The sequence below is a fragment of the Bacillus sp. FSL E2-8900 genome, from assembly GCF_037966225.1.
Classification (GTDB): Bacteria; Bacillota; Bacilli; order Bacillales; family Bacillaceae_G; genus Bacillus_A; species Bacillus_A cereus.
In genome coordinates this window covers 911,348-929,644 of the sequence record NZ_CP150193.1, presented here as the reverse complement: position 1 = coordinate 929,644, position 18,297 = coordinate 911,348, and the positions used below count along the sequence as shown (strand labels likewise).

Below are 18,297 nucleotides of genomic sequence, written 5' to 3'. Positions count from 1 at the left end.
AATTTAGCACTCTATTATCCCTTTATAATTATCGATTTATATAATCTAAATACATTTTTTTTGTACCAAATAATCGATGGAGTTCGATTGAATAATAAAGATTCATTTTTGTATTTAAAATTGCATTTTCTAAACGATCCTCTGGAACACGACATTTATACTTACTGATAATTTCTTGCGTCATTTCAAATAAAGAAATGGAATCTTTTCCTTTTAAAATATCTTTCATAATAATTTCAGATGAAATTTTGTACTTTGTTTTAGCAAAAAAAGTAATACCTGCAAATCTATATGAATGAATCCGCCCAGGACGTTTTATAATATTTTCATAAAATACATTATCAAAACCATAGTCATCTACTTCATGATAAAAACCTTCACCTTTTATAGAAGCCAATGTAAATAGCTCTTCCCCAACGTATTTTTCAATAGCCGTTTTATAAGAGACTATGTCTTCTCTCGATACTTTGGCTTTTCGCATTCCTTTCTCAGTTAAATAGATTGTATCTTCAACTCGTAATAGTTTATATGCATTTTCAAGGTTTTCGATTTTTCGTTTCGCCAGTGATGTTTGAAATATTGTATCTACTCTACTATCAAAATAGTTACTTTTTAAAATCTTCCCTTCTAGATACTCACTAATATCCAAAATCTGATTTTTTACTACAAACGTATTTTGAATATGATAACCATGTTGTTTTAAATTTTTTTCTTTTATATCACTTGCAGTAAAATTACTTTTTTCTTGCTTACCCAGATTTATTATTTCATCAATAGTATAAACCTCTTTAGACAAAATTTCTTGCCATTCAATATGTTGATTAATATCAAATTTTTTTCTACTCTCAGTTCTTGTAGGTGTAACTTCCTTTATATCTTTTAAAATCCCACCTATATACGATGCATTTATCCAATAGGCTTGTTTCGTAATCATTTGACCATCTGGTAACTCAACAATATCATTACTATCTTTTGCTTTAGGACGTACATGTACAACCTTATTCATTTTAGATCCTGGTAAGTTATTTGTTTTTATATATGTAGCCCCGTGTTTTTTTAACTCAATTTTCACCCCCTCATTTAAAATCTTTCTTAAGCATTCCCAAAAATCAAAAACATCTTTTTCCAATATTTCTATAGGCATCTGCCACAGTTTAAACCCTTTAAAATATACATCCTTCCCAATACTCTGGAATACAATAAAACAAAATAAAGTATTTCTAAATTTATTATAAATAAAGCTATTTTCCCATTTCTCTGAATGTACTCCTATAAAATCTATTTGTTCAAATGACATAGATTCCTTAGGTACTCCATTTCCCTGTAGTCTTACAGTTTTAATTGCTAAGGTACGCCCATCAACTTTATCTTTTTGATTTATTTTACTTTTCTTTAAAAATTGATTTACCACCATTACAACCGATAACTTTCCTTTTAACAAATCAAAATTCATACCTAAATCTTCAGCTATTTTCTCTATTGTTTTCCCATAATATGCTTGCCATTCTTTTTCAAGCTTTTGATTAAATTGCTCTAGATTCATTTTCCTACCCCTACTTTCTATAACAGTGGTGTTAATTTAATAAATTTATAAAACTACCACTGTTTTAAATCCTTTATTATTTTAATAATTTTATTCTCTTTATTTTTAAAAGATGGTGAATCCTATCATTAGGGCTTTAGTTATCCCTCACAATCCCCTCCTTCACTATAAATCATTTTATACTCTCTTCTATACAAAATAAATAACCTGACCTCTATATAAAATAGTAGTCAGGTTATTTAGCATCGGCCATAGTTCTTTTTATACAACTATGCCTACTTTTTAAAGACCCAGGCTCAGTTGGACAAAATTCTTCAGCTTTTCCTCTGTATTAATCTCCAAAATCCTTTTTCCCATTCGCTCCACCAAATCAACCACTAAAGCATTTCCCATACAAAAGTACCTATTTCTTTGTGGCATACCAGTATTTGTCCAGTCCATCGGGAAACCATTTAACAATTCACATTCAACTGGTGTTAAATATCTTAGTCTTTTTGTATAAGGATCTTCTATTACATGTGAACTTCTATTACATGTCCCTTCACTTGTTAACATTGTACGTCCAGGCTTTTCTAAATCATCAGGGAAAGCCATTCCTCCCTCAGAGTAGAAATATTTATGACCCGTCGCCTTTGATACTCTTTCTTCTTTTTTAGGACCTTTAAGATACTTCAGTTCCTCAAATTCCGTTCTTCCCTTTTTGTTAACCTTATCCATTTTCAAATAATACGATTCATCTGCAGGGCCAAATTTATCATATACCTTTTGAACAACTTCACCTAAAGTCTCTGCATTTTCAGTTACTGGAACTAATTCTTCCGTATATACTTGTCCATCCATCATTACGCCAGAATTATAGTATTCAGCTTTAAATGTATCAGAAACCTCAATAATATCGACTGGCAACTCAAATTGCCCTCTTTTTTTGTTTTCTTCAGGTGCTTCATGCACATTAAAAATTGGAGCGAAGAATCCATTTCCACACAATATCTCTAAAGGCTTCATTTTACTTTGAACAGACGTGAAATGAGATTCTTTTAAATACGCAAAAATAAATACTCTTCGTCTTCTTTGAGAATTTCCATAATCCGCAGCGTTAATAACTCTCCATTCCACTACATATCCTGCGTCTCTAAAGCTCGCCAGCATAATAGAAAAATCACGACCTCTTTGTTTTGCTGGTGATTTCAACAATCTATCTACATTCTCTAACAAAACAAATCTTGGCTTGCGAGAATTAACTATGTTCATTATCTCCCAAAAAAGAACACCTTTTTTTCCTTGTATTCCTTTTTCATTTGATAAAGTACGTGCTACAGAATAGTCTTGACAAGGGAATCCACCTACTAATAAATCATGCTCAGGTATTTCCGGCCAAGCTTCTGCTATATCTTTATTTACATGTATTCCTTTATTTTTAAAGCGAGTTGCATAACAATTAAATGCATGTTGTGCTTTAGTTGAGGGCTCCCACTGGTTTCCCCAAAGAACTTCAAAGTTTTCGTTTGCTTCTAGTCCTAATCTAAAACCTCCTACTCCCGCGAAAAGTTCTACTACTTTCACCATAAATACACGAACATCCTTTCGGTATTTTATTTATCTATGCTTCATTATAATAAAAAGTGAGGAAAAGATCAACTATAACATTTCAAGAACCATACTTTTTTATAATTTCTTATTTTGGCTTGTAACAATTAAGAAAACAGTTCGCTACTATATCAATAGTATAAAGGAATAAACTTCCCTTGAACAGATCCAATATAGCCCTTATCTAATAAAACAAATCGTCTTTTCCTTCTTATAAATTTTTACTTATATAAAATTGAAACAGCTTTTAATTATAGCATAACTTTAATATGTATTGTTTAAAATCATCAACGCAGCACTGTATACAGAAAGGAGATTATTATGGACTACACTACAATAGGAGAACTAATGAAAAAAGCACATGAAGCTGAAGGAAAAACATTTGGTGAAATCGATACAACTGACCGACTTGCAAATGCAAAGTCAAAAGGTGGACTAGGACAAGTAATCGAGGAAAGCTTTTTTGGATATGAAATAAATTCAAGCGCAGAAGCTGACTTTAAACACCTTGGTATTGAACTCAAAGTAACTCCATTTAAACAAAATAAAAACGGTTCATTATCAGCCAAAGAACGGCTAGTCTTAAATATTATCAACTATATGGAAGAAGTTCATACACACTTTGAAACCTCAAGCTTTTGGAAGAAAAACGAAAAACTACTATTAATGTTCTATGAATGGGTACCTGGTGTAGACCGTAAAGATTTTCACATTACAAAAAGCCTTTTATTCACCTATCCTGAAGCTGATTTAGAAATAATTAGACAAGACTGGGAAACCATCGTAAATAAAATTCGTGCCGGCAAAGCACATGAATTATCTGAAGGTGATACAAACTATTTAGGAGCTTGCACTAAGGGTTCCAATAAAAATTCACTTCGCTCACAACCGCATTCTGAAATTCCAGCAATGCAAAGAGCTTTTTCGTTAAAGCCTTCTTATATGACAGCACTAGTTCGCAGGTATCATTTAAACGAAGAACTAGTAAGTTTTACAACAACAAATGAACTAAAAGGAAAATCTTTAGAAGAAATCCTTTATTCAAAATTTGAAAATTACATAGGCTTAACTGATCAAGAAATCGCTCAAAAATTATCTATTGATTACAAACCTACAACCAAAAGCTTTGTTCCACTATTAGTAAGCTCTTTACTGGGTATTAAAGGAACTCGACTCGATAAAATTGAAGAATTTGCGAAAGCTAATATAGAATTTAAAACAGTTCGTTTAGAGCCCAACGGTAAACCCGAACAAAGCATGTCATTTGAAACAATCGATTTTCATCGATGGACAAACGAATCATGGGAAGAAAGCGAAATTAGAGAACGCTTCTATCAAACCAAGTTTTTATTCATAATTTTTGAATTTAACCAAACAAAAAAAGAAAATCCAAACCGTAAACTCTACTTTAAGGGTATTAAACTTTGGAACATGCCCGCCCCTACAATAGAAAAAGAAATTCGTGAACTATGGGAAGAAGTTAATAAAGTAATACATGATGGTATTCAAATCGAATTTAAAAAACGTGGTGACAAAGTCATCGAAGCAAATAACCTACCAAAAATAAATTTCAATGGTGTTGCGCATATTAGACCAAAAGCTCGTAACGGTGCTGATAAAGTAACTTTACCTAATGGTCAGCATATTACAAAGCAGTGTTATTGGTTGAATAATTCGTACATAGCTGATGTTATTACTGATAAAAATTAATAAAGAGTTAATTTTCTTTTTGAGAAATGCACCCTCCATATTAAAAAGGAAGATATCACTTTTCTCTAAAGATACCTTCCTTTTATCCATTTGTCACCATTTTGCAAATAGTACTTCTAAAGAATAATACAAAATTATTGTGCCGAGCTAATAAGTAATTATTTATAAGCATTAGAAATTGTGCTCTTTTGTCCATACATAACTATGTATCAGCTGTTAAAACCAATGCTGGTGAGATAATTTTCATATAGCTTTATACTTCATTCTAGAACTGTTCAGCAACATAATCGTAGTAATCAGATAAAATCCCCTGGTATCTTTCTTTTATTTGTTGATCCGTTTGAAAAGCAACCACTTGACCGCTAAAAGACTTGGTCATTATAATTTCTGATTTGTTATACATATCTTCTTTATCGACTTTATCTTCATGTTTGCGTTGTTCTAACAAAATTAAATTCCCTAAAGAAAATCTTTTATCTAGAGTAGTAGATTGATCAATAATATGTTCTAAGCTAGCTTCAGAAATAAACTTAAAAGAATCGTTGCTATTCTTTTGTCCATTTTCTATTTGTTGTTTTTCTGATAAAACTGTCAAAATAAGTTTTATCAGAATCTTATTTTTTTTCTCTGTTTTATTCATGTCTTTATGCTTCGTATTATGATCATAAGTTAACTCATTTGCATCTAATACCGCTTGTTTTGAAGGTGTCTTCTCTGATAGCGCAGCAAATAATCTATTAATTACATCTGGCATTTGACTTTTATCTTTATCTCTAAATTCTCGACCATACTTAGAATATATATTTCTAATTTGGTTACTTGGTGACGACGTTATTACAAACAATGATTGAAATAATAGCACTTTATTTAGCACTTTTTTAAATTGTTTAGATGTAATACGATTGTTGTCTCTTGCAAAAAACAAGCCTAACAATAACGTTCTAACCTGGGTCACATCTAATTCATTTAAGTTCTGTAGATGCCGTTTAATAATAGAGTGATCATTAAACAAAAAATACCTTTGCTCTCCAAATAATTTATCATTATCTTGGGGGCTAATTATTGTTTTATAATGTGCTGATTCTTGAACTAGCTCATTTAAAACCGTTTGATAGCTTGAGGTTGTAGCTTCATATTTTTCTAGAAATATAGGAAATACATCCTTTTTTGCAGCCGGTCTATATTTAGAAGAAAGATAATGTATAAAGAACGTTGACATACTACTCGTTTCATTAATTGAAACATTATCCTCAATTGTTTTCCAGTGTTTATTTGCTGAACCTGTATCATCATCTAAAAGTTCAAAGATTTCATTTTTTATTAAGTCTGGTCCACTTAGCGGCATTCCTCGATAGTTAAAATTACGATATATGATGTTGGCAGATTGTTGATCCTCGGAATAGATAATAATTACAGTCGAATTCAATAAATGAGCTCCTAAAGTATCAAGAAAATCCAAATAATCCCTAGTAGGAATATCTTCAATTTTTTCCGAATCAGCTTTATTGAATTTAGAACCACTTAATCTCTTTGCTAGTTCCAAACGCGAAAGTTGAATTTTAAACCATTCATAAGTCTCTAAAAGTAATTGTTGCCCTTCATTTTCTGGATTATGTACTGCTCCATTTGTTTTATGCCCATTAATATTTAAAATATTCACTGGTAAAATGGGTTCTAATTTTCTATTAATAACTCGAGCTCGTGAGGATGACGTACCCTGTCGTATTTCCTTAACAACAAGTGCATCATCATATTGATGATCGTAGTCAATACCTTCTTCTTTTTTTGTTTCTTCAATAATATCCCTTATAGCAGCTAAAAACAAAGTCATAGTTGTCAAACGCTGTTGGCCATCTACTACAATTTTTTCCTTTTTATCATCAGAATAATCACCTACGACTAAGAAAGTTCCAAAAAAGTAATTTTCTAAGTGCCCATCATTATTTATTTTTAATATATGAGAACCATTATCGTATGTTGCTTTACTAACTACTAATAAATCATTCAAAAAATCCTCAAAATTTTCTTTTTCCCAAGAGTAATCTCTTTGAAAATTAGGGATTTTATAAATATTACGCGCCCCAAAAACATCTCTTATCTTCTTATCTGTTGGATGAAATTTCATAATATTACATGCTCCTTGCTACTTATTCTAGTAAAAATACTTGTTCAGATATATATTTTATTGATGTTCATACAATATTGTTTTACTTACATGACAGATATTAATTACAATAAGTTCAACTTTATTATACATTTTAATATTAACAGAAAATGTATAATCCAAGATATTAAATTATTTAAAACCTCGCTGAATACTGTACTGGTTTCAAATTAAGCTTCTTATTTAAATTACCCTCTACTTTATAAAATTTACCGCTGTTAGTTGAACTGTTGTATTCGTATACTCTGATTAATTGATAAGAACTAGAATGTTCTTCCGAAAAAGCAAGTTCATTGGGAGAAATGAAGAAATCCGAATTGATACCACCCTTTGTAGTTTTAACTTCAAGATACAGCGGTGAGCCATCTTCTTTAAAGGATCGGATATCATATCCTGCACCATCACCTTCTACAACTGATGTATGTATAATCTTTTCTGCTAAATCATGACGTCCAGCATTGATAAATTGTGTATGTATATAATCGAAAACAAGTAATTCTCCTAGCAAGCCAATTTTTTTATTTTTTTTATTACTAACTTCAAAATCATTCTTTTTGGCGTTAAAATCATTTTTCTGTCCTTGGCGCCCCCTTTTTTCCGGTTCACTTGTTTCAAGTAAACTATTTTCTTTTACATCATAAGACGTAGATAATTCTTTTACTAAAGTTAAATCTGATGTAGTGCAATATTCATTAGTGGTAAATTCAAAGTCTAAAAGCTGCCACTTAAACAAAACTGGATGTTCTTTTTCTAAATCATGAGCTAGATAAGCAAGTCTCCCCATATAAGTAAATGGTTCTGTTTTATTTGTTTTTGGATTGATTTTTCGAGTTCGTAAAAACAAGTAAATATTATGTTTTTGATAATCATGGCTAATAAAATCTAAGATTTGGGGATGTTTTAACCCTTGTTTCTTTTGCGATTGCCATGTAAGAACTCCCTTTTCTGTGATACTTTCTTTGAATTCTTGGCCTAATTTATCCTGGCCAAAAGTTACGAAGAAAACATACTCACGTGGACGGCCTGGAATTTTCACAATACCATGAATTCCCCATGTACCAGCACCAGGTGTAAATGGTGTAACACCATCAAAAATATTATATATATCTTCACGGGTATATTGATTAAGTAACTCTAATTTTTTCAACCTTTCATCTCCTTTTCCTATAATAACTAGTATTTACAATATGGAGCTAATTCAATATAAATCTTTCTAAATACTATTAAATTAATAATTCCCCTATACATTTCTTTCCTAAGATACATCTTATTTCTCTTATTTTTAGACGTATAAAATTTATTTTCATATTTTATACTCCACTTAAACCGTGTATCTAAATAAAGGTATATAAAAATTACTCAATCAAATTCTACCAAATAATTTTGAACAACCAATTTAGTGTCTAATTTTTTCATTTGCTTTCTCACACTCAATGTTCTGTATAATTATTTCCTCTTTTTATCTAAATACATAATATCCCTTTTGTAAAGAATATTAAATAAACTATCACATTCCTTTAGGAGGAAGAAATTTAAATTTTTTCAGAATATCAGATTACCAATAAGATGAAATATTGTATTATATATACATAAAATATAAGAAGGAGTATTCTCCCATGGCCTTACATAAATTTACCCGAAAAGAATTAGATAAAATTTTTAAAGATGCTGTAGGTAATACACTTGGAGACTGTGATGTTAACAATGTATTTGCAAAGACTATTAAATCACCTAAAATTACCGGCATCGCTGGAGACGTTGTAGAACAATCTATCTTAGGTTATCCCCCTGATACAGATAAAAAACCTGATTTAATTGTGGACGGTATTGAAACAGAATTAAAAACAACTGGTATTCGTAGGCCTAAGAAGAATAGTAGAACCAAAAAAATGTCTAACACTATTTATGAAGCAAAAGAGCCTATGTCAATTACAGCTGTTTCACCTGAATCAATCACTGATGAAGAATTTGAAACCTCTAGCTTCTGGCATAAACTAAAGCATCTATTATTAGTATATTATCACTACAACTCTCCAGAAACTGTAACAGCTGCTGAATATGCTAAATTTTTCATTGAAGGTTACCATTTTCACACGTTTTCAGATGAAGATAAAGAAATTCTAAAAAACGATTGGCTCATTGTGCGTGATTTTATTCAGCATTTAAAAGATACATACGAGGACCCTAAAGCTGAATATCCTCGAATTTCTTCTGAACTACGAAAAAGTTTAATGCTGATAGACACAGCACCTAAGTGGCCTAACCGCCCTCGTTTCCGTCTAAAACGGACTACCGTATCAACTCTAGTACAAAAACATTTTGGAGATAAATTTGAAAAGCTGGATGATACATATTTAAACTTTAAAGAACTTGATAATAAATTACATAATCTTACTCAAAAATATAAAAATAAAACGGTAGGAGAGCTCATGAAAGAATTTGACATTCTACCAACTACAAACGGATCCGCACCAAAATCTATCTCGGAACAAATTATTGTAAAAATGTTTGGGGGAACAGTGAAAAAACTAAGTAAAATTGAGTTATTTAGTAAGATTGGAATTGTTCCAAAATCTATCGTGCAAACTACCGAAAGTCGCCGTACAGAAGATATGAAATTTTGCCAAATTGATTTTGAAGAATGGACTGATCCAAAAATACAATTTGATGAATCCTTTGTCTATAACTACTTTCATGAAAAACAGTTTTTATTTATTATTTTCGAAGAGCCTTCTATGAATGCTCCATTACTGGATAATAAATTCCTTGGATTTAAGCGCCTTTCTATGAATGATAAAACTATAGAAAATGATATCAAACCTGTATGGGAAACAGTTCGTTATTTAATTAATAATGACAAACTAGAAGAAACAATTGACTTAGATAAAAACTATAAACCTATTATCAACAAACGTTCCAATACTGTTAGAACATCGATTAATTTCCCTAAGTCAACAGATAATTCATTTTTCATTCGTGGAACAGGCAGTGACGCATCAAAGAAACCACTTGTCATTAACGGTATCAGCATGTATCAACAACAACTATGGCTTCGTGGAGATGTTATTGTTTCTATGCTTAAAAATATCGATTTTATTTAATCAATAAATAAATTTAGTATTTATTTGAGCGACTATAAATCATTTAATAAAGATTTTAATTTCACCATCCTTTTTTACATAATGTTATCTAAGGATTTGCATAAAAAATTTTTAAATATTATAGATTGATAGAGCTTGGATTGTTACAAGATTTCTTCCATATCTTATTTATAACATTTTGCCATAAATAGATTGCCAAGTACCACCTTTCATACCTGGCAATCTATTTAAAATATAAACCCTTTTTCAGCAATATCCGTTAATATTTTGATTCTCTTCATCACTAAATAACTCATTCTTGTCGCCTAGTACTCCATCTTCTTTTACTTAATCACTAAATTCTGCCATTTCCTCATACCTAAAATCACATTCCTCCAAAAACCCCCTAGTCTCCCCACTCCCCTTATAAAAACTCTCCCAACCCCGCTCCCTCAAAATCCCCTTCCAACTATCACTCTCCACCATCCTCTTAATAACACCATCCCAATAAGCAACCTCTTCCTCCGTCATATCTTTTGGTCCCATAATACCTTTCCAGTGCTGGAAGATGACGTTGATGCCTTGTTCTTTCCAGGTTGGGATTTCTGGTAGTCGGTCTAGGCGTTTTGGTGCGGATACGGCTAGTATTTTTATTTTGCCGGCTTTGTATTGTTTTTCGGCTTCGGATAGAGTCATGGTTGCGGCGCTGATTTGTTTGTTCGTTAGGGCGTTTATGATTTTTTCTTTGTTTTCGTAGACGAAGAATTGTAGTTCGGCTGGATTTATGCCGAATGCTTTGCTTACTTGTACGAATGATAGGTGATCGTCGTTTCCTAGGCCTGGGGCAACGCCGATTTTGAAGTTTTTCTTGTCTTGTTTTAGTTGTTCCATGAGTTGTTTTGCGTTTTCTATGTTTGATTCTTTTGATACGACAACGACTTCCCAGTCCGATGCTAGTGTCGCGAGCGGCGTGAAGTCTTTATATGTTAGTTTACTGTGGCCTAGTAGGTTGTTCGTTATGAGTAAGCTTGAGTTGATCGCTAGTACGTGACCACCTTTTTGTTTCGTATATTTCCATCCGACGTCACCGCTGCCACCTACTTTGTTTGTGACTGTGATTGGTTTTGTGAAGATTTTTTCTTCTGTCAGTGTTTTTTGCATCGCTCGTGCCGTTAAGTCCCATCCTGCTCCTTGAACGTTTGGCGCAACGATTTCTACTTTGTCTATGTTTACTTTATTCGTATGGGATTTTTCCGAAGAACAACCAGCTATTACTCCTGTCATGATCCATATACATAGTAATAATCGTTTTTTCATAGTCCTCGTCCTATGCGATATTTTCGTTCTGGTCGTCCGATAATGCCGTATGTGTACTCTACTGTGCATTCGTTTGTCGCTACTAAGTATTCTAAATATCTTCTTGCGGTTGTTCGGGAGGCCCCCATTTGTTCTCCCATTTCTTCTATTGTAATGCCCTCTTCGAATCCTTTTATAATCCCTTTCACTTTTTGCAGTGTTAACGGGTCCACACCTGTCGGTAAGTTTTTTATGTCTTGTGTTTGCGAGATGCCGAAGAAGTTATCGATGAGTGCTTGATTCACTTCATTGTTACTATGTAATAATTGCTTCTTTCTTTTATAGTCTTCAATTGTGCGAACGAATTTTTCTAACGTAACCGGTTTTATAAGGTAGTTGCTTACGCCATTTCGAATTGCTTTTTCTAACATATGATTTTCATTTGCCGCTGTAACCATAATGACGTCAACGTTTGGAAAGTCAGCATGGATTTTTGGTAATAAGTCCGTTCCGATTCCATCTGGTAAATAATTATCTAATAGAAGCAAATCGACTTCTTCCTTTTGTAGTAATTCCATCGTTTCTTTCGCGTTCAATGCTTTTCCGATCACTTTTACGTCCTTTATTTTTGATAAAAACTCTTCCTGAATTTGCGCGACGCGGAAATCATCTTCTGCAATTGCAACCTTCAACATATGTCCATCCCCCTGTTTGTTATGTACTTTCTTTCAATGTTTTCGGAAGGTAAATTGTAAAAATAGCTCCCCCATTTTTCTCGTTTTGAATTTCAATTGTTCCCCCTAGTAGATCTACCATTTCTTTCACGTTTGCTAGTCCGTAACCACGATCATTTCCTTTCGTTGAAAATCCTTTTTGAAAAATAGTCGTGATTTTTTCTGCCGGTATCCCTATCCCACTATCTATCACTTCAAACACAATATCGTGCCCAATATCCGTAACAAAGAAGGACACATTCTTTTCCTCTTGTGTACTCACCGCATCAAATGCATTGTCGATTATGTTTCCAAGAATCGTAATAAGGTGCGAAACTTTTATATGGTCTGGTAACGGATGAAGCGCACTATCTCCTTCAATATGAAAATCAATTTTCTTCTCAGATGCTGTTCCGATTTTTCCTAATAAAATAGCTTGTACTTTCGCATCATGAATTTGATGGAATAAAATATGGTTTTGACTTTGATGAATATTAGATTCTTGTTGAATAAATTCAATCGCTTCTTTGTAATGTCCTAATTGAAGTAATCCTGATAAGACGAAAAGTTTATTTGTAAATTCATGCGTTTGAGCGCGTAAATCCTCGGAATACTTTCTTACCTCAGATATTGTGTTCACAAGGTTTTGCAGTTCTGTTTTATCTCTAAAACTGCATACAACGCCTACCGTACTATTATTTTCGAGTATCGGTGTCATGTTTAAAATAAACACTTTATCTTGAAACGCGATTTCTTGATCGCTTTCTAGCACTCTTTCCATATTAAATTCCGGTAAAACTTTTGAAATGTGCTGCTGCATATAATCACCATTTACATGAAGCATCTCTTCTGCCGAAGTGTTCATCATCGTAATAAAACCGTTTTGATCAATAGCGATAATTCCTTCTTTTATAGATAGTAGTATCGCGCTTCGTTCCCGGTATAACGCCGCAATTTCATTCGGCTCTAAACCGAGTGTATCTTTACGAATGCTACGTGCTAAAAGAATGCCGCCAATAATTCCGACTACTAATACAGCTAAGGAAAAGAGTATAATTTCTTTCGTTCTGCTCAGTATGTTAGATTCAATACCTTTTATTAAAAACTCTACTGTCACAACACCTACGACTTGATCGTAGTCTCCGTTATGAACAATAATGGGTGCCTTTGCCATTAAAGCCGGACCACTTTCACCATTTCCTTCGAGCGTATAATAGCCACCAAAAGTGAGTGCTTCATAGTTATACGGGTTGTTACTCTTTGTGCCAATTAACTCCGAATTAGAATGGGAATACATCACCCCAAAGCGATCTTCTATAATGACAGTATCGGCACCAGATTGCTCGCGAACTTGTTCCGCAATAGATTGAATGTTACTTTTATGCTCGTTATTTTGAAAGGCATCTTTTATAGCTGGCATAAAAGAAAGCGACTTGGCTGTTTGCAGTGCTAATTGTTCCACTTGGCGCTTCGTATCAACGGACTGAATGTAAACAAATATTCCTGCTAATAGGAGAACAACAAATAAAATTAACGTAATAATTAAGCTTACTATTTTCGTTTGCAATGACACTTTGCGTGATTTCTTCATTCTTCATATCCTTTGATAAAATATTCTAAACTATCAATCTCCTTTTTCTATTATTATGACAAAACGAATAAGGAAGCAACTATTAAAACTCTCCATGTACATAAAGTACAAAAAGAATAAAATTGTCATAATATTGAGATTTTATTCTACAGACAGTACAATTCAACTATAATGAACACGCTTTCATAATTATCATTTTATTTATAAGCAAGAGGAGGAAAGATTATGGCTCAAGTAAAATCTAATCGAGTCGCCGGCAATATTTTTAAAGGGTCTGTCGGCAATTTAATTGAATGGTACGATTGGTACGTTTACTCTGCTTTCGCTGTTTACTTTTCAGCAGAGTTCTTTCCTAAAGGAGATCCAACGAGCCAGTTACTGAACACAGCAGCTATTTTTGCAGTTGGATTCTTAATGCGCCCTATCGGAAGTTTATTAATGGGACGCTATGCGGATCGGCACGGACGCCGGGCAGCATTAACGCTTTCGATTACAGTTATGGCCGGTGGTTCTTTAATTATCGCCTGTACACCTAGTTACGAAAGCATCGGTATTATGGCACCAATTATTTTAGTTCTTGCTCGTTTACTACAAGGATTATCACTCGGCGGAGAGTATGGAACTTCCGCAACGTATTTATCTGAAATGGCTAGTAGTGGTCGCCGTGGCTTTTATTCAAGCTTCCAATATGTAACGCTCGTTGCTGGGCAAATGGTTGCGTTAGGCGTTCAAATTGTTCTTCAGCAATTGCTAAGCGAACCAGATATGAAGGCTTGGGGCTGGCGCATTCCATTCATTATTGGAGCGATGGGTGCAGTAGCTGTATTATGGCTTCGCCGCACGATGGATGAATCGGAGCAGTTCGCAAACATAAAATCACAAAAACGCGAAAGCGCAGGAACCGTTCGCGCTCTTATGAAACACCCGAAAGCAGTATTAGCAGTAGTCGGCCTAACATTAGGAGGCACTGTCGCATTCTATACGTACACAACATATTTACAAAAGTTCATGGTAAACACAGTCGGTCTTCCGAAAGAAGTTGTAAGCTGGATTAACTTTGTCGCACTACTTATTTTCGTCGTACTTCAACCAATTGCAGGACTACTATCAGATAAAATCGGACGCCGCCCATTATTAATGGCATTCGGTATTCTTGGAACATTACTAACAGCACCGATCTTCTTCTTCATGGAAAAAACGACAGAACCAATCGTAGCATTCTTACTCATGATGGTCGGTCTCATCATCGTTACTGGTTACACTTCTATTAACGCAATTGTAAAAGCAGAACTCTTCCCGACCGAAATTCGCGCACTAGGCGTAGGTTTACCATATGCACTAACAGTTGCGATATTTGGCGGAACAGCTGAGTTCATCGCATTATGGCTAAAAAGTATCGGAATGGAATCACTATTCTACTTCTACGTAGCTGGATGTATCGCGATCAGCTTTATTACGTATTGGCGTATGGATGAGTCATCGAAGACTTCGCAGATTGAGGCAGAGCTTGGTGGTGGGGATACATTAGTTAATAATAAGTCTAGTTAAAATTATGTATTCTATAATCTTCGTTTATCTGAACTCGATTTAATTTATCTAAGAAGGCATAATTCATTAAGATATAATTTAAAAACCTCTACTTATATGTAGGGGTTTTTGTATGACGAAAAAACACGTATTATCGACAATTGCAAAAAGCTGGAGACTTTGCTGGTATAGAATTTATCGGTACTCACACCATGCGAAAAACCTTCGGCTATTGGTTCTATAAACAAACAAAAGATGTTGCTATGTTACAAGAAATTCTTAACCATAGCACATCCCCCTGAAATATATTGGAATTAATAAAGAAGAAAAAGATAATATTCTTGATACATTTCAAATTTAATTCACTTAAAATTACTATTTCAATCATCATAAAAAAGACCTTTTATTTTAAAATAAAAGGTCTTTTTTATAAACATATATGTATTAAGATTTATATTTTTTTACTGTACAAGGAATAGTTACAATGTACAAATCAATAGCATAGATTGTAACACAGATACCTTTACCTTCAGCTTCTAACTTTTTATCTAGTTGAGACAAATGCTCTGAAACTTTTCTTTTTCCCCATCTTCTAGGAAACCATTGAAAAACCTTAGGAACATTATATTTTTTATTATACCAAGTATTCAATCTCCAAAAAATGAAAAAAACCAAAACAATAATTATGATATGAAAAATATCAGAATATGAAATTCCTAAAACCATATTATATTTTCTCCATTTTCACTAAAACTCAGATAATTTACTTCTTAATTCTAATTCATCCTCTGTTTCGAAACCCTTAAATAATAAATGAATTATTTGATTATGATTAAAAAACACATTATATTCTTTTGATAAATTACCATGAGGATATGGACAAGAAACATAATCGCATAATTTATTATCAGCTTGTTGTTGCTTTCTTCCATAAATCATAAGAGGTTGATTAATTTCTTCTATAAGAGCTACAGAACCAATTGGTAATAATTAGCCTCCGATTGGAAAATAAGAGACGAACAAAGACAATCTACTCAGCTCCCTTAAGGTTTTAATAGTTTAATATTTGATTTTCAAGTTTGCCTTCACAAATTCCTGTTAACACTAATAATAAGAAGAACAGGCCGTAAAACGGGCGATCAATTTGATCATATAGGTCATACGCTTCGCCAAGTAGAACATCCGAATCATGTGGTTGTTCACCCTGTAACAATTACTAACAGCGCGTAGAAAACATTTGGATAAATAAGAGGCAAATAAATGATTAAAAAGTTGTAACCCCTACTATAAGAAATACTATTATTACCAAAGGAAGAATGATAATCATAAAGGATATTATTATTGTTAATAATGCTTTCCATGCTGAAAATTGGTGTGCTTCTCCTAAACATTTTAAGGAAATAATGATTGTCCAAATTCCAATAACTATATCAATTATGGCAAAAATAAGAAACAAAATCGTTAAAGTTATGCTACTCTCCATTTTCGGTGTCTCACTCGTAAAGTTTTCTATCCCAAACAAGAAAAATGAAGGCACCCAAACTAATATAAGAGAGTAAACGTAAGGGATATAAGAATAGGCAACTGAGTAACGTGTTTTTTCAAAGGTACCTTGTCCACCAAGTTTTTTTGCCACCCAATTAAATAACGCTGGTAGCAAAAAATAATAAATTAAGAAGGCAACGAAGGTACCGAATATAACCATTGAGATTAATGAAACTGGACTACTTATTGAATCCGCCATATTTTTAGAAGATGCTCGATCTAAAGTCTGTACGAATGAGCCTAATAAAATGAGTAAAAACACATTCTTAGGTTTGGATATAAAAATTTCTTTCATTGTATCACGTGGTTTTGTCCAAATGGAGAACCAAGGATTAAGTGCACGTTTAAATTGATTTTCTGGAGTTTCCATATAAAAAACATTCCCCTTTCTTAAAACATATTAAATTTAAATCCCTAATTATCCCAATTATGTACATATAAATATTAAAGCATAAATAGTCGATTATTTAAATGTAAATATTCAATCATTTAATTTCATCTGAAACTTAGGGGGAGTGCTTCTTAGCAATTACCTCTATATTTTCTTACATTTTTAACTATGGGCTGATTAGTTACTTTCATTTTTGAGTACCTCACATTCTTTAATACACGGGATAAACAGCTATAATCTTATCATTAATAAGAACAAACCTAATTTCCATTCCTTCAGATGTTTTACCACAATATAATCTTCCACTTATACATCTTTTATTGCTATAAGCCTCGTGAATGGCTTCCATAAGAAGAATGCGATTATATACTTGAAATGCAACAAATTCTCTTTAAAAGCCTATACGTATTTTCCCTCCATCTTCTATATGCTTCCGTAAATAATAATACTTATGGAGTTCTATAATCATATAAAACAAACCAAACGAAAACACTGTGCATGCACACATAAATACAATCGCACCCATCTGTTGTGTTGCAATGCTAAGAATTATATTAGCAATTAACTGCCCCGATCCAGCTGCAATAGCTGCTACTTTTACACCACCAATTTCTTCATTCTTAAATGTTTCTTTTATCATAATTAATTTATTTTCTTCAATGACCTAATCCTCTCTAACTAAATAGCTTTTATTCTTATCTTCCCAGTATCTATATTCATAGGGTACTTGTTCATCAAATCGCTGTAAATAACCTCTCCAGTTATTCGGAATATATTCTTCAAAAGATATTGATTCCGGATAATTAGAATAAAAAGTTAAACGCTCAAAATCTATTAGGAAACATGGATTATAATCATAATAGGCTTCTTCTCTATTAGTTCTTAGTTCTCTTAAAAATTCTAACCTAATATCTTCTGTAAATCTTTTATATTTTTCTATTCTTTCTAAAAAGTTAGCTATTGTAGTCTCATTTAAAATACTAATGCCTTTTCTTTCTTCTGGATATTCACTAGGAGGATAACCAGCTTGATTATAATCTAAACACCATAAATCTGATTCAGTTATATACCAATTGAGCTTATTTTTATATTTTACACCCACTATAATATTTTCGGCGTATAAAGGCTTAATCATTTAACTCGTTCTCCT

At 32.8% G+C, this 18,297-nt stretch carries 15 protein-coding genes and 2 pseudogenes; 4 read left to right on the top strand and 13 right to left on the bottom strand.

The genetic code is table 11. The annotated features are described in order from the left end of the window. Positions 1-28: 28 nt before the first annotated feature. Together NST90_RS04785 and dcm are read right to left on the bottom strand one after the other, a co-directional pair. On the bottom strand, positions 29-1,543 hold the full coding sequence (locus NST90_RS04785; RefSeq protein WP_283748256.1) for a MutH/Sau3AI family endonuclease: 1,515 nt from the start codon (positions 1,541-1,543) through the stop codon (positions 29-31). Between the two features lie 282 nt (positions 1,544-1,825). Next, a complete protein-coding gene (gene dcm / locus NST90_RS04780) occupies positions 1,826-3,109 on the bottom strand; it encodes a DNA (cytosine-5-)-methyltransferase (RefSeq protein WP_098537922.1) in 1,284 nt (427 codons plus the stop codon). Positions 3,110-3,451: 342 nt separating this feature from the next. Between dcm and NST90_RS04775 the strand changes: the two genes are divergently transcribed. Then, positions 3,452-4,840, top strand: coding sequence for a Sau3AI family type II restriction endonuclease (locus tag NST90_RS04775; protein WP_283748257.1), 1,389 nt, complete (start codon positions 3,452-3,454; stop codon positions 4,838-4,840). A gap of 265 nt (positions 4,841-5,105) precedes the next feature. Here NST90_RS04775 and NST90_RS04770 read toward each other — a convergent pair whose 3' ends face one another. Both NST90_RS04770 and NST90_RS04765 read right to left on the bottom strand, forming a co-directional pair. After that, complete coding sequence (locus NST90_RS04770; RefSeq protein ID WP_283748258.1) at positions 5,106-6,965, bottom strand: DUF262 domain-containing protein; 1,860 nt, start codon at positions 6,963-6,965, stop codon at positions 5,106-5,108. Positions 6,966-7,140: 175 nt separating this feature from the next. Continuing rightward, positions 7,141-8,151 carry a DUF3427 domain-containing protein gene (locus tag NST90_RS04765; protein WP_283748259.1) on the bottom strand — a complete coding sequence of 337 codons (1,011 nt, stop codon included), beginning with the start codon at positions 8,149-8,151 and terminating at the stop codon, positions 7,141-7,143. A gap of 469 nt (positions 8,152-8,620) precedes the next feature. On the opposite strand from NST90_RS04765, the gene NST90_RS04760 reads away from it, so the two are divergent. After that, on the top strand, positions 8,621-10,105 hold the full coding sequence (locus NST90_RS04760) for a MutH/Sau3AI family endonuclease (protein WP_283748260.1): 1,485 nt from the start codon (positions 8,621-8,623) through the stop codon (positions 10,103-10,105). Between the two features lie 327 nt (positions 10,106-10,432). On the opposite strand, the gene NST90_RS04755 is transcribed toward NST90_RS04760, so the two are convergent. From NST90_RS04755 to NST90_RS04745, 3 genes are read right to left on the bottom strand one after another with little or no spacing between them, the layout of a single operon-like run. Then, positions 10,433-11,401, bottom strand: coding sequence for a tripartite tricarboxylate transporter substrate-binding protein (locus tag NST90_RS04755; protein ID WP_283748261.1), 969 nt, complete (start codon positions 11,399-11,401; stop codon positions 10,433-10,435). After that, a complete protein-coding gene (locus NST90_RS04750) occupies positions 11,398-12,075 on the bottom strand; it encodes a response regulator (protein ID WP_135238803.1) in 678 nt (225 codons plus the stop codon). Before NST90_RS04750 ends, NST90_RS04755 begins: the two co-directional genes overlap by 4 nt. Before the next feature lie 19 nt (positions 12,076-12,094). After that, on the bottom strand, positions 12,095-13,684 hold the full coding sequence (locus NST90_RS04745; protein WP_084065372.1) for a sensor histidine kinase: 1,590 nt from the start codon (positions 13,682-13,684) through the stop codon (positions 12,095-12,097). A 225-nt stretch (positions 13,685-13,909) separates the two neighbouring features. Between NST90_RS04745 and NST90_RS04740 the strand changes: the two genes are divergently transcribed. Both NST90_RS04740 and NST90_RS04735 read left to right on the top strand, forming a co-directional pair. Beyond that, a complete protein-coding gene (locus tag NST90_RS04740; protein ID WP_084065374.1) occupies positions 13,910-15,232 on the top strand; it encodes an MFS transporter in 1,323 nt (440 codons plus the stop codon). Positions 15,233-15,363: 131 nt separating this feature from the next. Then, positions 15,364-15,572, top strand: a pseudogene (locus tag NST90_RS04735) (integrase); the annotation flags it as partial. Positions 15,573-15,655: 83 nt separating this feature from the next. Here the strand turns inward: NST90_RS04735 and NST90_RS04730 are convergent. The 6 genes and pseudogenes from NST90_RS04730 to NST90_RS04705 all read right to left on the bottom strand — a co-directional run bounded on the left by NST90_RS04730 (position 15,656) and on the right by NST90_RS04705 (position 18,282). Then, on the bottom strand, positions 15,656-15,937 hold the full coding sequence (locus NST90_RS04730; RefSeq protein WP_135238801.1) for a hypothetical protein: 282 nt from the start codon (positions 15,935-15,937) through the stop codon (positions 15,656-15,658). A 21-nt stretch (positions 15,938-15,958) separates the two neighbouring features. After that, positions 15,959-16,192 carry a DUF4176 domain-containing protein gene (locus NST90_RS04725; RefSeq protein ID WP_073990571.1) on the bottom strand — a complete coding sequence of 78 codons (234 nt, stop codon included), beginning with the start codon at positions 16,190-16,192 and terminating at the stop codon, positions 15,959-15,961. A gap of 70 nt (positions 16,193-16,262) precedes the next feature. Then, positions 16,263-16,424: a hypothetical protein gene (locus tag NST90_RS04720; protein WP_042890540.1), complete on the bottom strand. Its 162-nt coding sequence runs from the start codon at positions 16,422-16,424 to the stop codon at positions 16,263-16,265. 51 nt (positions 16,425-16,475) lie between these two features. Continuing rightward, complete coding sequence (locus NST90_RS04715) at positions 16,476-17,126, bottom strand: Yip1 family protein (RefSeq protein ID WP_000449722.1); 651 nt, start codon at positions 17,124-17,126, stop codon at positions 16,476-16,478. A 412-nt stretch (positions 17,127-17,538) separates the two neighbouring features. Next, positions 17,539-17,754: pseudogene (locus tag NST90_RS04710) on the bottom strand (hypothetical protein); the annotation flags it as partial. 57 nt (positions 17,755-17,811) lie between these two features. Next, positions 17,812-18,282, bottom strand: coding sequence for a hypothetical protein (locus NST90_RS04705; RefSeq protein WP_000595043.1), 471 nt, complete (start codon positions 18,280-18,282; stop codon positions 17,812-17,814). Between the last annotated feature and the right edge of the window lie 15 nt (positions 18,283-18,297).

What these genes read in the sequence shown, in the direction of transcription:
- NST90_RS04730 (WP_135238801.1), bottom strand. Translation starts at nt 15,937, where the DNA reads ATGGTTTTAGGAATTTCATATTCTGATATTTTTCATATCATAATTATT.
- NST90_RS04785 (WP_283748256.1), bottom strand. Translation starts at nt 1,543, where the DNA reads ATGAATCTAGAGCAATTTAATCAAAAGCTTGAAAAAGAATGGCAAGCA.
- NST90_RS04750 (WP_135238803.1), bottom strand. Translation starts at nt 12,075, where the DNA reads ATGTTGAAGGTTGCAATTGCAGAAGATGATTTCCGCGTCGCGCAAATT.
- NST90_RS04705 (WP_000595043.1), bottom strand. Translation starts at nt 18,282, where the DNA reads ATGATTAAGCCTTTATACGCCGAAAATATTATAGTGGGTGTAAAATAT.
- NST90_RS04740 (WP_084065374.1), top strand. Translation starts at nt 13,910, where the DNA reads ATGGCTCAAGTAAAATCTAATCGAGTCGCCGGCAATATTTTTAAAGGG.
- NST90_RS04775 (WP_283748257.1), top strand. Translation starts at nt 3,452, where the DNA reads ATGGACTACACTACAATAGGAGAACTAATGAAAAAAGCACATGAAGCT.
- NST90_RS04755 (WP_283748261.1), bottom strand. Translation starts at nt 11,401, where the DNA reads ATGAAAAAACGATTATTACTATGTATATGGATCATGACAGGAGTAATA.
- NST90_RS04745 (WP_084065372.1), bottom strand. Translation starts at nt 13,684, where the DNA reads ATGAAGAAATCACGCAAAGTGTCATTGCAAACGAAAATAGTAAGCTTA.
- NST90_RS04715 (WP_000449722.1), bottom strand. Translation starts at nt 17,126, where the DNA reads ATGGAAACTCCAGAAAATCAATTTAAACGTGCACTTAATCCTTGGTTC.
- NST90_RS04770 (WP_283748258.1), bottom strand. Translation starts at nt 6,965, where the DNA reads ATGAAATTTCATCCAACAGATAAGAAGATAAGAGATGTTTTTGGGGCG.
- dcm (WP_098537922.1), bottom strand. Translation starts at nt 3,109, where the DNA reads ATGGTGAAAGTAGTAGAACTTTTCGCGGGAGTAGGAGGTTTTAGATTA.
- NST90_RS04760 (WP_283748260.1), top strand. Translation starts at nt 8,621, where the DNA reads ATGGCCTTACATAAATTTACCCGAAAAGAATTAGATAAAATTTTTAAA.